The organism is Paenibacillus sp. FSL H3-0310, from assembly GCF_038002785.1.
GTDB lineage: Bacteria > Bacillota > Bacilli > Paenibacillales > Paenibacillaceae > Paenibacillus_AQ > Paenibacillus_AQ odorifer.
Genome location: NZ_JBBODC010000001.1, coordinates 121,236 through 134,490 on the forward strand (window position 1 = coordinate 121,236; position 13,255 = coordinate 134,490).

10 protein-coding genes are annotated in these 13,255 nt (G+C 40.9%); 8 read left to right on the forward strand and 2 right to left on the reverse strand.

Annotated elements, in window-relative coordinates:
* Positions 1-4: 4 nt before the first annotated feature.
* From thiC to MHH63_RS00760, 3 genes are all read left to right on the forward strand, one after another.
* A complete protein-coding gene (thiC, locus tag MHH63_RS00750) occupies positions 5-1,747 on the forward strand; it encodes a phosphomethylpyrimidine synthase ThiC (RefSeq protein WP_341171119.1) in 1,743 nt (580 codons plus the stop codon).
* Positions 1,748-1,832: 85 nt separating this feature from the next.
* Positions 1,833-2,819 (forward strand): phosphotransferase, encoded by a 987-nt coding sequence (locus tag MHH63_RS00755; protein ID WP_341030956.1) that lies wholly within the window; start codon positions 1,833-1,835, stop codon positions 2,817-2,819.
* Positions 2,820-3,072: 253 nt separating this feature from the next.
* On the forward strand, positions 3,073-6,636 hold the full coding sequence (locus tag MHH63_RS00760; protein ID WP_341171120.1) for an alpha-amylase family glycosyl hydrolase: 3,564 nt from the start codon (positions 3,073-3,075) through the stop codon (positions 6,634-6,636).
* 91 nt (positions 6,637-6,727) lie between these two features.
* Here MHH63_RS00760 and MHH63_RS00765 read toward each other — a convergent pair whose 3' ends face one another.
* Together MHH63_RS00765 and MHH63_RS00770 are read right to left on the reverse strand one after the other, a co-directional pair.
* Positions 6,728-7,432, reverse strand: coding sequence for a phosphotransferase (locus tag MHH63_RS00765; RefSeq protein WP_341171121.1), 705 nt, complete (start codon positions 7,430-7,432; stop codon positions 6,728-6,730).
* A 24-nt stretch (positions 7,433-7,456) separates the two neighbouring features.
* Complete coding sequence (locus MHH63_RS00770) at positions 7,457-7,651, reverse strand: hypothetical protein (RefSeq protein ID WP_341171122.1); 195 nt, start codon at positions 7,649-7,651, stop codon at positions 7,457-7,459.
* A gap of 155 nt (positions 7,652-7,806) precedes the next feature.
* Between MHH63_RS00770 and MHH63_RS00775 the strand changes: the two genes are divergently transcribed.
* The 5 genes from MHH63_RS00775 (at position 7,807) to deoD (ending at position 12,957) form a co-directional block, all read left to right on the forward strand.
* Complete coding sequence (locus MHH63_RS00775; protein ID WP_341171123.1) at positions 7,807-8,688, forward strand: aminoglycoside phosphotransferase family protein; 882 nt, start codon at positions 7,807-7,809, stop codon at positions 8,686-8,688.
* A gap of 249 nt (positions 8,689-8,937) precedes the next feature.
* Entirely contained in the window at positions 8,938-9,501 is a 564-nt protein-coding gene (gene ahpC / locus MHH63_RS00780) for an alkyl hydroperoxide reductase subunit C (RefSeq protein ID WP_036681373.1), read from the forward strand.
* Positions 9,502-9,515: 14 nt separating this feature from the next.
* Positions 9,516-11,045 carry an alkyl hydroperoxide reductase subunit F gene (ahpF, locus tag MHH63_RS00785; protein WP_076277814.1) on the forward strand — a complete coding sequence of 510 codons (1,530 nt, stop codon included), beginning with the start codon at positions 9,516-9,518 and terminating at the stop codon, positions 11,043-11,045.
* A 257-nt stretch (positions 11,046-11,302) separates the two neighbouring features.
* Positions 11,303-12,124, forward strand: coding sequence for a methyl-accepting chemotaxis protein (locus MHH63_RS00790; protein ID WP_076129804.1), 822 nt, complete (start codon positions 11,303-11,305; stop codon positions 12,122-12,124).
* Between the two features lie 116 nt (positions 12,125-12,240).
* Positions 12,241-12,957 (forward strand): purine-nucleoside phosphorylase, encoded by a 717-nt coding sequence (deoD, locus tag MHH63_RS00795; RefSeq protein ID WP_036681380.1) that lies wholly within the window; start codon positions 12,241-12,243, stop codon positions 12,955-12,957.
* The last annotated feature ends 298 nt before the right edge of the window (positions 12,958-13,255 follow it).

A 13,255-nucleotide genomic window follows, 5' to 3' on the forward strand; every position in this document is an offset into this window, starting at 1 on the left:
TGAGATGACAAGCGAATTGAACAACGATCCAATCAATCTATCAGCTTTTCCAGCAAGTCAAAAAGTGTATGTAAAGGGTTCACGGCCTGATATTCAGGTGCCTATGCGGGAGATCTCACTTAGTCCAACTGCGGGCATAGACGGCGAAGAGGAGAATGCCCCAATTCATGTCTATGACACAAGCGGGGCTTACACGGATGCTAATATTCATACTGATATTCGTCAGGGGTTAGAGCCCAATCGTCTAAGCTGGATTGAGGAACGAGGGGATGCAGAAGCGTACGAAGGAAGAACCGTGAAGCCTGAAGATAACGGGAATGCAACGGGAAAAGCTGTGGCGGAAGTGTTTCCAGCGCTCCATAGAAAACCTTTGCGAGCGAAAAAGGGGCGTAATGTCTCTCAAATGCATTATGCACGCAAAGGGATTATTACTTCGGAAATGGAATACGTTGCGATTCGTGAGAATGTGACACCGGAATTTGTAAGAGATGAAGTAGCCCGCGGCCGCGCCATCATTCCAGCGAATATCAATCATCCAGAGAGTGAACCAATGATTATTGGACGCAATTTTTTAGTGAAGATCAATGCCAATATAGGAAATTCCGCAGTATCCTCATCCATAGAAGAAGAGGTAGAGAAGATGAGATGGGCCACCCGCTGGGGTGCAGATAATATAATGGATCTCTCCACAGGTAAAAACATCCATACGACACGCGAGTGGATCATCCGTAATTCTCCTGTTCCTATTGGAACGGTGCCTATCTATCAAGCGTTGGAAAAAGTGAATGGGAAAGCGGAAGATTTAACATGGGAAGTGTACCGTGATACGCTCATTGAGCAAGCGGAGCAAGGGGTTGATTATTTTACCATTCATGCGGGGGTTCTGCTTCGTTATATCCCGTTGACGGTACAACGTATGACAGGCATTGTTTCAAGAGGTGGCTCCATCATGGCGGCATGGTGTCTTGCGCATCATCAAGAGAACTTTTTATATACACATTTTGAAGAGATATGTGAAGTCATGAAGCTGTACGATGTTTCTTTTTCCCTAGGCGATGGATTACGTCCGGGTTCGATTGCTGATGCGAATGATGAAGCACAATTTGCCGAGTTAGAGACGTTAGGTGAATTAACAGCTATAGCTTGGAGTCATGATGTACAGGTGATGGTAGAGGGTCCAGGACATGTGCCGATGCACTTGATTAAAGAGAATATGGATAAGCAAATTGAAACCTGTAACGAAGCCCCTTTTTATACATTAGGTCCACTGACTACAGATATTGCGCCTGGTTATGATCATATTACCTCTGCTATAGGTGCAGCGATGATTGGTTGGTTCGGTACAGCTATGTTATGTTACGTAACTCCGAAGGAACATCTTGGCCTGCCTAATAAGGAAGATGTACGTATAGGGGTCATTACTTATAAAATAGCGGCTCATGCCGCAGATTTGGCGAAAGGGCATAAAGGAGCACAAGACCGGGATAATGCTCTTTCGAAAGCCCGTTTTGAATTTCGTTGGCGTGATCAATTTCATTTATCGTTAGATCCTGAGCGAGCGCTCGAATATCATGATGAGACATTGCCTGCGGAAGGCGCTAAAACAGCTCATTTCTGTTCCATGTGCGGGCCGAAATTTTGCAGTATGAAGATCTCTCATAATATCCGGAATACGACGAGAATTGAATCAGGAATGCAAGAGAAGGCGCAAGAGTTTCTCCAAGGCGGGAGCCTCATTTATAGATAACTTTTTCTGCTAAAAAGAAATATCTAAAAGAAGTCGTCATTGGCGGCTTCTTCTTTTATACTTTGAATAGATAGGAGTTGATGAATTGGAAGCGATTCGTTCAGAGGAAGCCATTTTAGAGGATTTAAGTAATAGTTTCTATCATTTTTTTGGATTGAAAGTCCTTCATGCTACCCCAATAAAACGTGGCTGGTTAAATCTTAAATGGAAAATCATAACGGATTCAGGACCATTTCTACTTAAACAATACAACAAAAAAAGATATAAATTGTATAACCCAGAAGAGCTGAGCTTCGCCTTTTCTCAACAGAAAAGATTGTATCTACAGGGACTCCCATGTCCCGAATTGTTGGCTTATAACCATAAAGTTTTACTGGAATCAGATATGGGAGAGACGTTTATGGTTATGGAATATTGTGAAGGGCGTGTCATAGAGCCGGGCAAAATTAACATCCTTCAAATGTTTGATTTGGGTCGTGCCACAGGTAAAATGCATCGTTTATTAAATGATGGGACCCTTAGTTTGAAAAGAACCCCACAATTTATTCCCCAAAGCCCTGAGGAACGTTTAGAACATTGGAATGTACTCCTACAACAATCAAAGGAAATGGGCAAAACTTCACTCATCACTGACCTAGAGATACAACTGAGAGCGACTGAAGAAATAGATCCGGAAATATTCGAAGGACTTGTAGCTGGATGGGCACATCGTGATTTATGGGTTGATAATCTTTTATTTCAAGATAGCCAATTGTCTGCAATTCTAGATTTTGATCGGTTCAAATATGATTATCCGCAGCTTGATGTAGCGCGAGCAGTGATGTCATGTGCTTTAGATGAAGATTTAGATGGAGCACTAGCTTCAGCATTTATTGACGGATATCGTGAGGAACGAACGGTGGAGCAGGGGTATTTAACAAAATCATTGCAGTTGTTGTGGTATATGGAAAGCCCGTGGTGGATTAATGCCGCGATGGACAAACATAGTGTACCTCCAAAACGTTTTGCAAAAGAAATGAATTGGCTGGCTAAGAACCTGAACAATTTACCTGGTATCTTAGGGAACTTATAGTGAAAACGATTGAATTATAGCCTAAAAGATGCATTGACCAGCAAAAGTTTGGCGCCTATAATCTTAACAAGGAAAATCCATCAGATATAGAGCTTTTTGTAAACGCATACAATGAGTTTTTTCCTTATTAATCATTGAAGGAGGAGATCAAACCTATTAAGTATTTCTTTTTTTCTCATTTTTGCAAACGTTTGCACATCACGATGGGCTTAAAATCGTAAGCTGCACTTAAAATTATGAGGAGGTTATTTACTTGGTATCCAAACAATCCAGGCGTTATATTTCGTGGTTAATTATTTTTTCACTCATTTTTAGTTTATTTGGTTTATCGGGTGGAGCATCGGCCAGCAATACGGATCATACAGTCACCTATACCAATCCTACAGCGGCAGCTGTGACCTTACATTGGACTACGAATAACTGGGCTAATACTACGGACACGGTGATGACCAAAAATGGAACCACGTTCATCGCCAACCTCAACGTTCAGGAAGGTGCCACCCTAATTTATTGTTATCACATCACGGCTCCAACGGATAGTTGGGACAATAACGGCGGGAAGAACTGGACGGTTGTTATTCCGGTCGCCGGAAAATACGAAGCAGAGAGTGCATCCCTGTCTGGTGGTGCAAAAGTAAATACGAATCACACCGGATATTCGGGCACTGGTTTTGTTGATGGATATACAACTACAGGAGCAGCCACCACTTTTAACGTCCAGGCTTCCGCAGCAGGGTCCTATAATGCCACGCTTCACTATGCTAATGCATCCGGCAGTGCTAAAAAAGTGTCCATTTATGTCAATGGAATAAAGGTTACACAGACAACATTAGCCAACCTGACCAACTGGGATACATGGGCAGACCAAACAGAAACACTCTCTTTACAGGCAGGAAATAACACGCTTGCTTATAAATATGACTCGGATGATAGCGGGAATATTAATATCGACTATGTGACCCTTTCGGCCGGAGCTACACCAACACCAACGATAACTCCTACCCCAACAGTGACACCAACACCTACGGTAACTCCTACCCCAACAGTGACGCCAACACCTACGGTAACTCCTACACCAACAGTGACGCCAACACCTACGGTAACTCCTACACCAACAGTGACGCCAACACCTACCATAACACCCACACCAACGCCAACAGTGACGCCAACACCTACACCTACTTCAGCGGGGCTAACCGTTCACTTTAAGAAACCAGCAAGCTGGAATGCAGCGATCCGCATCCATTACTGGAATCTGAATCCGGCAACCGTTCCGACTAGTGGAGCATGGCCGGGGATACTGATGAAATCGGACGGGAACGATTGGTATAGCTATACTGTTCCAAATGCTACAGGGGCAAGCCTGATCTTTAATGACGGCAATGGCAAACAGACGGCTGACTTATCTCGCAGCGTAAAAGAGGGCTGGTATAACTCAGATAACGTATGGTATGACGCCAATCCAGACGTTCCTAAGGTTCCGGTGATATCCGTCTCTCCTGTGCCCAAAACCTATGATTCTGCCCAAACGGTGACCCTATCCAGTACAAATAGCGGCGATAAAATTTATTATACGACCGACGGATCAACACCTACGACAACCTCAACATTGTATACGACTCCAATCCAAGTACCTTCTTCTTTGACTATCAAAGCATTCGGCGTTAACTCTATAGGGCAAGCGGGTAATGTAGGCTCTTTTGCTTATGTGATTGATCTGAATGCCGATTTGCAAGCTCCGATTATCACTGCGAATCTGCCTGTTGGGAATTCGAGCTCAGCGGTTTCCGTATCTTTTAATATAAAAGACAACAAGGCGGCAACGACCACAGCATATTACACAGATAATGGTACGGAACCAACAACGAGTTCAAAAGTCTATATTTCAGGCAATGCACTGACATCTCTTACCGGACCGTCTATCTTGATTAACAAGACGACAACCTTAAAATTCCTTGTGATCGATGGTGCCGGAAATGAAACTAAACAGAGTTTTGTTTATAACATTGGTAATAAGGGCGATTTTCGTGAAGATACGATTTATTTTGTAATCACTTCCCGGTTTTATGACGGTGATCCGAGTAACAACGAACATGCATGGGAGGATGCCAAGGCAGGAAATCCGGACTCTGATCCAGCTTGGCGAGGGGATTTTAAAGGACTGATTCAAAAGCTCGATTACATTAAAGCACTAGGCTTCAGTGCCATCTGGATTACACCTGTGGTGCAGAATGCCAGCGGTTATGATTATCATGGGTACCATGCAATAAATTTTGCAAAAGTAGATCCAAGATATGAATCCGCAGGGGCATCTTATCAGGATTTGATCAATGCAGCACACGCTAGAGGGATAAAGGTTATTCAAGATATTGTCGTCAATCATACCGGTAATTTTGGAGAAGAAAATCTGTTCCCGATGTTCAAAAAAGATCCAACGGCGGCGGACACCGTGAGTAACATGCTCAAAATTACGGATAAGCTGCCAGCTAACTATGATTCCATGACCCCGGATCAGCAATATCAGGCAAGACTTGCCTTAATGAAGACTGCGGAGACTAACAATAATATTTACCATACGGAAAAAAGTCTTTCTTGGGAGTCTTACACCGTCCAGACAGGACAGATTGCGGGAGACTGTGTGGACTTAAACACAGAGAATCCTCTAGTGAATCAGTATCTAATCGACAGCTATAATCAATATATTGATATGGGTGTGGATGCTTTCCGGGTCGATACTGTAAAGCATGTAAGCCGGTATATTTTTAACAAATATTTTGTGCCGGCATGGAAAACAAGAGGGGGCTCAGACTTCTTTGTCTTTGGGGAAGTGGCTACTCGGTACAGAGATGTGTGGAACAGTGGAATTCCGGCGATATCAACACCATTTTATACTTGGAAAAGCTCAAAACCCTATCCAGGTGACGGTCAAAATGACTACGCTTCCAATAAGCTATCGGTGGAACAAGAGTGGGCAGATAACTCTACTACAGCAGGACAACCTACCTCGAACAATGCTTTTTTAACAGGAAATACTTATCATACGCCTGATTATTCGAAGAAATCGGGTATGGATGTTATTGATTTTCCAATGCACTGGGCCTTCAAGACTGCTCAGGAAGCATTTAGTATGAGAAGCGGTGATCAATTCTATAATGATGCTACCTGGAATGTAACTTATATTGACTCTCATGACTATGCACCTGACCAAGCACCAGAAAATCAAAGATTTGCCGGCACACAGGACACTTGGGCTGAGAATCTCGCGCTGATGTTCACCTTCCGAGGAATACCTGCGATCTATTATGGTTCTGAAATTGAGTTCAAAAAAGGATCAGTCATCGATGTAGGTCCAAATGCCCCGTTAAGTACAACAGGCCGTGCTTACTTTGGCGATCATATTGAGGGTAGTGTTACTGTTCAAGATTACGGTAAATATACCAATGCTACTGGCACACTTGCAGACTCGTTAAATTATCCTCTGGCGAAACATATCAGACAACTTAATTTAATTAGAAGAGCTGTTCCTGCTTTGCAAAAAGGCCAATATTCTACAGAAAATGTATCAGGTGATTTGGCATTTAAAAGAAGATACACTGATAGTAGCAAAGGAATCGATAGCTTTGCTTTGGTTACAATCTCAGGAAATGCAACATTCACTGGAATTCCTAACGGAACTTATGTGGATGCAGTGACTGGTGATACCAAAACCGTTACCAACGGTGTGATCACAATCAACTGCTCCGGTAAAGGAAATGCACGGGTGTATGTATTGAACGGTAGTGGTGGAATCGGAGAGTCAGGAACCTATTTGAAGTAGGACCTATATAAGTTAACAGAAATAGCCTCAGTTCGGGATGAACCCGTACTGAGGTTGTTTTTATATAGTACAGATTGAAACGTCAGTATTTTTACCCGTGTTTAATGCAAAGTTCTTGCCATTTCATAAGCCAACTATATTGTTCATCGCAGAATTCTTTGGATATACTTTGCAATCCTTGACACTGCACTATTCTTGAGATGATTTGAAAATGTCTGATCGCAATAAAATCGAAAAGAGCCTTAAACTCATTACTGCTTATTGTACGTGTTGTACTATAACCCGAATAGAAACGTTCGTACAAACGCATGGTTTGATCATACATCGATTCATTTGAGTGATTAAAATCGGTAGCATCACACATGTATGCAACATCCATACTCGGATAATCACCCGAAGCATCATCGAAGTCCAAAAGAATATATTCACCGCACTCATTTCTGAGCATATTTCCTGTGTGAAGGTCACCGTGACAAAAGCTTTTGGGAAGCCTTGTGATACGTTCCCATAATTCATTGCCGTAATGATTTAGTTCAAGGATTTTTCCTGGGTCAAATTGGAGATCTTGCATATTGGAGATATAACCATCGATGTAATCGAATTTTGTTCTACGGATAAGCTTCTCGGGGTATCGCTCCATTAAGTTATGGAGTTTCCCGATCTGTGTCCCGATGCTCTTCGCCTCGATTTTACCATCGGGTGTTGCTCCCTCGACATAATCGTATAGTATTCCAACGCAGCTGCCAGCCTGACTACTGAGTATAATGTGGCTATCATTCTGTACAGTTCTAATCACAGAAACTGCTGGATATGAGTTAGCTTATAAATAATCGAGGATGCGAACCGTCTGCAGAGCATCATCCGTTTTAAAGCTACGAAATATTTTGAACATATACTTTTTCTCTTGGTTCTGCAAAAAATACACCCTACCGATCATCTCACGATGAAGGCTGATATTCTCTATATTTATTTGATAGGAGTGTTTAATTTCATTGATAAGGCTATCATATTCCATATACAAAGATCTCCTTCTGATATATATCGAGCTATAAAAAAAGTATATTCTCTTTGTACTTTATAACTAATATATAAAGCTTACACATACCATATGTCACTAGAAAATATTTAAGACAACCAAATAATGCTTGTAAATCATGATTGGAGATATTTATGAATACTATAGACGTCGATTTAGTAGCAAGATTAATAAATGAACAATTTCCTGAATGGTCCGATTTAGAGATCAGACCTGTGAAATTCAGTGGGCATGATAATCGGACTTTTCATTTAGGTGAACAGATGAGTGTGCGATTACCAAGTGCAGTCGCTTATGTTCCTCAAGTGGAGAAAGAACAACAATGGTTACCTTTTTTAAAGAAAGGACTGACGTTACCTATTTCAACACCATTAGCGAAAGGGACACCTACCAAAGAATATCCCTGGCCTTGGTCTATTAATAATTGGCTAAAGGGAGAGACTTTATCCCATGAGAACATTAATGATCTCAATCAATTTGCGAGAGACTTGGGAAGCTTTTTAATTGAATTACAGTCTATTGATGCTAGTGGGGGACCTTTAGCCGGAGAGCATAATTTTTATAGATGTGGGTCCTTAGCTGTATATGATGAGGAATCTAGAAATGCGATTGAGCATAATAAAGATATTTTTAATGAAGGTCTATTGAAAAAGATCTGGGAACTGGCATTAGACTCTGAATGGGAGTCAGAACCAGTTTGGGTTCATGGTGATGTCGCACCTGGAAATATATTAGTCAAAGACGGACAGCTTTGTGCAGTCATTGATTTTGGCATATTAGGGGTGGGTGATCCTGCTTGTGATGCTGCAATGGCGTGGACTTTTTTTGATCAGGCTAGTAGAAGGATCTTTAAAAAGGTATTAAACATGGATGCACAAACGTGGAATAGAGCAAGAGGGTGGGCTTTATGGAAAGCACTGATCACCTATAATGGAAATCGATATTATTCTAACCCAACAGTAGCGGAAGAATCCTTGAATATTATCAATCTAATAGTAGAAGACATCGAATTGTAGAAATTGAACTACATAAAACATGTAAACTAAACCATAATAGTCAATAAGCACGAATGAGCATCAGTCAGATGATAAAGTGTTGTATTTAAATCCGAAAGAAAGGAATTTGTATGAACATTTAGCGACTGACAACGATTATCATATTAGAATTATTATAAATAACTTGACAGGCCTTAATTTGGTTAATTATAATAATTATAAATAGTATCCACTCTATTCATAAATTAAACCCAAAGGAGATTAAACAATATGTCATTAATCGGAACAGAAGTACTACCATTCAAAGCAAGCGCATTTCAAGATGGGAAATTTATCGATGTTACAGAAGAAAACTTCAAAGGTAAATGGAGTGTAGTTTGCTTTTACCCAGCTGACTTCACATTCGTATGCCCAACTGAACTAGAAGATTTGCAGAACCAATATGAAACCCTCAAACAACTAGGTGTTGAAGTATATTCCGTTTCTACTGACACACACTTTACACATAAAGCATGGCATGAAAGCTCCGCAGCAATTGGCAAGGTGAAATACATTATGATCGGCGATCCTTCCCATGTGGTTTCCCGCAACTTTGATGTATTGATCGAAGCTGACGGTCTTGCTGATCGTGGTACATTCATCATTGATCCAGACGGTGTTATTCAAACTGTTGAGATTAATGCTGGTGGTATCGGCCGTGATGCTAGCGCTCTTGTTAACAAAATTAAAGCAGCGCAATATGTACGCAATCATCCAGGTGAAGTTTGCCCAGCGAAATGGTCGGAAGGTGCAGAAACTCTTAAACCAAGTCTCGATCTTGTAGGTAAGATTTAAGGAGCGAAAGCTAAATGAAACTAGATCAAGAAATAAAAGCTCAACTAGCGCAATACCTAGAACTCTTGGAAGGCGATGTAGTACTGAAACTCAGTGCAGGCGCTGACGAGGCATCACAAGAGATGACCGAACTAGTTGATGAAATTGCCAAAATGTCACCTAGGATTACGGTGGAAAGAACCGAACTGTCTAGAACCCCAAGCTTTAGTGTAAATCGTGTGGGTGAAGATACAGGCGTAACCTTTGCCGGAACTCCGCTTGGACACGAATTTACTTCATTAGTATTGGCTCTGTTGCAGGTTAGCGGAAGAGCTCCTAAGGTTGAGCAAAGTGTAATTGATCAGATCAAAGGCATTAGTGGTGAATATAAGTTTGAAACTTATGTTAGCCTGAGCTGTCATAATTGCCCTGATGTTGTACAAGCACTGAATCTTATGAGTATCTTTAATCCGGGCATTACCCATACGATGATTGACGGTGGAGTATTCAAAGAAGAGGTAGAAAGCAAAGAAATTATGTCTGTTCCAAGCGTCTACCTTAATGGTGAATTTTTCGAAAGTGGTCGTATGACGGTTGAAGAAATTTTAGCTAAAATGGGCAGCAGTGTGGACGCATCTGAGTTTGACAATAAAGCTCCATATGATGTGCTTGTTGTCGGCAGCGGCCCAGCTGGTGCAAGTGCAGCCATTTATGCGGCACGTAAAGGTATTCGTACAGGTATTGTTGCTGAACGCTTTGGCGGACAGGTTAACGACACGCTTGGTATCGAGAACTTTATTAGTGTGAAGTACACTGAAGGTCCTCAACTCGTAGCTAAACTTGAAGAGCAAGTAAAAGAGTATGGCATTGATGTGATGAAATTGCAGCGTGTCAGACGTCTAGACAAAAATGACTTAATTGAAGTTGAACTTGAGAACGGTGCTGTTCTAAAGAGTAAGACGGTCATTCTGTCTACAGGTGCTCGTTGGCGGAATATGGGCGTGCCTGGTGAAGCTGAATTCAAGAACAAAGGTGTAGCCTACTGCCCACACTGTGATGGTCCTTTGTTTGCAGGCAAAGATGTTGCAGTTGTTGGCGGCGGTAACTCAGGTATTGAGGCAGCTATTGACCTTGCAGGTATAGTGAAGCATGTAACGGTTCTGGAATTTGCTCCAGAGCTCAAAGCTGATGCTGTACTGCAAGATCGTCTCTATAGCCTTCCTAACGTTACTGTTCTTAAAAACGTGCAAACTAAAGAGATTACCGGAACTGATAAGGTAAATGGTATTTCTTATGTTGATCGTGCGACAGAAGAGACTCACCATGTTGAATTGCAGGGTGTATTTGTACAGATTGGTCTGGTTCCAAATACAGAATGGCTAGGTGACACAGTTGAACGTACTCGCGTAGGTGAGATTGTTGTAGATAGCCATGGTGCTACTAGCTTACCAGGAGTATTTGCTGCTGGTGACTGCACTAATAGTGCTTATAAACAAATCATTATCTCGATGGGATCCGGTGCAACTGCAGCGCTAGGAGCATTTGATTATCTGATCCGTAACTAATCGATATTGTTAGTAACAGCAAGAGAACGAAAGCCCTCACTTTTCACAAAGTGGGGGCTTTTTTTATCTTTTGTGAGAGAGAAATGGGTGTTTGTAAACTTTTTTGGAGGATTTTATGAAGATTTTCGCGAATACATATCTAAAATATGAATTAAGCAAAATTAAGGGTTTAGATTAAATGCATGTATGTAAGGCATGATCTGGTTAGACTTGGTGCGCTATAAATAACGTTTTGCTGGAATGGAGACTATATTTCTGTGATTAACAACATTGAATCGTTAGACAAATTTATCTCACTTATACCAATTATAAAATTATCTATCCCCGCTGATTTATCAATAGCGATATGTGATTTGGAACGGTTCGTTGCTTATTTTCCTGGCGACACCATAAATTTAAACATTAACGAAGGACAACCTTTACACAAAGAAGAACCACTTTACTTAGCGATACAAGAGAATCGTACCTTGAAGTCCGATGTTCCAGCCCACTTTTATGGATTTGAGTTTACAGGTACAGCAACACCTCTTCACGATCAAACGGGACAAGTCATTGGCGGGATTGCAGTTCAGATTCGAAGACAAAGTGAATTAAAAGCCATTGTAGAACAAATCTCGGAATCATTATCCCAAGCCAATGAGCAAATTAATAATATTTCCTATGGCGTAAGTTCACTTTCCGATCACTCTCAGGAACTACTCATTCAATCTCAGCAGGCTGGAAAAGATGTGGAGAATACAACAGAAGTCCTATCCATTATAAACAGGGTTGCTGATCAAACGAATTTACTTGGGCTGAATGCTGCAATAGAAGCAGCGCATGCAGGTGAGAAAGGTAGAAGTTTTGAAGTCGTAGCCAAGGAAATCCGGAAATTTTCAAGGGAAACCGTCGCCTCGACGCAAAACATAAATAAAACCATGTTACAGATTAAGGGAATTACGAATCAAATGGCTAATTCGATAGAGAAGATAGCAGCTATCGGCCAAGAACAGGCGGCATCTGTTCAGCATACTTCTACATTTATTGAGGAAATAAAGATAATGTCCCAAAAACTTAACGAGTTTGCTAATAAATTATAAAAAGAGATTCAGTAGCAGTATTTTTGTCGCAATAAAAGAAAATTTTAAACGTATATTTAAAATCATGAATGGTATAGTAAGATAGTAATGAGTAATCAACATAGGAGGAATAAATTATGTCAACGCCGCACAATGCAGCACAAAATGGTGAAATCGCCAAAACAGTATTAATGCCAGGAGATCCTTTGAGAGCGAAGTATATTGCAGAAACCTATTTGGAGAACCCAACCCAATTTAATACGGTACGTAATATGTTTGGATATACAGGAACTTATAAAGGCAAAGAGGTTTCGGTAATGGGTTCGGGAATGGGAATGCCAAGTATCGGTATTTATTCTTATGAACTATACAAAAACTATGGTGTGGAAAACATCATTCGTATCGGTAGTGCTGGAGCATATACTGATAAATTGAATTTATTTGACGTGGTGTTGGCGGATAGCGCGTGGAGTGAATCTACATATGCCTATGTGCAAAGCGGTGTAGAAGGAGATATCCAGCTGCCAAGTAAAGAATTGAACGAAGTCATTGAAGCAGCGGCTACACGTATTAACAAGCCAGTTCTGACGGCGAGAATTCATTCCAGCGATGTATTCTATCATGAAGACAATGTGCCTGGAGTTAATGAATTTTACAATGAACATGGCTGTGTTTGTGTAGAAATGGAGAGTTATGCGTTGTTCCATAATGCGAAAGTGTTAGGTAAACAAGCTGCATGTATTCTTACCATTTCCGATTCGTTAGTTACTCATGCTGTAACCACGGCAGAAGAAAGACAAAATTCTTTCAACGGCATGATGGAAGTAGCTTTAGAAGCAGCGATTTCTATTTAATAAAAAAGATTAAGCAGCTTAAAAAGTTCTACGAGAAAAAGCTTGAAAGCCTATTAAATTCAGGATTAAGTCCTGATATTTAATAGGTTTTTTTCTCATTTGTAAGGTTGTGGAAATGGATAGGTGAAGCGTGTAAATTATTGTTGTTTTTAATCAAAATTTAATGTTAAATTCGTAATAATTCTCTCGGATTATACCGATATAAAAATCAAACCAAATGGCTACAAATCTTAGAAAAGACATCTAATCTCCATATGGTGGAAGTATTTATATTTTGGTGTAATGCCAAAGGGGGAAA

Excerpts from the sequence above, each read along its gene's own strand:
- thiC (WP_341171119.1), top strand. The coding sequence starts at position 5 with ATGACAAGCGAATTGAACAACGATCCAATCAATCTATCAGCTTTTCCA.
- MHH63_RS00770 (WP_341171122.1), bottom strand. The coding sequence starts at position 7,651 with ATGGAATATGATAGCCTTATCAATGAAATTAAACACTCCTATCAAATA.
- MHH63_RS00775 (WP_341171123.1), top strand. The coding sequence starts at position 7,807 with ATGAATACTATAGACGTCGATTTAGTAGCAAGATTAATAAATGAACAA.
- ahpC (WP_036681373.1), top strand. The coding sequence starts at position 8,938 with ATGTCATTAATCGGAACAGAAGTACTACCATTCAAAGCAAGCGCATTT.
- ahpF (WP_076277814.1), top strand. The coding sequence starts at position 9,516 with ATGAAACTAGATCAAGAAATAAAAGCTCAACTAGCGCAATACCTAGAA.
- deoD (WP_036681380.1), top strand. The coding sequence starts at position 12,241 with ATGTCAACGCCGCACAATGCAGCACAAAATGGTGAAATCGCCAAAACA.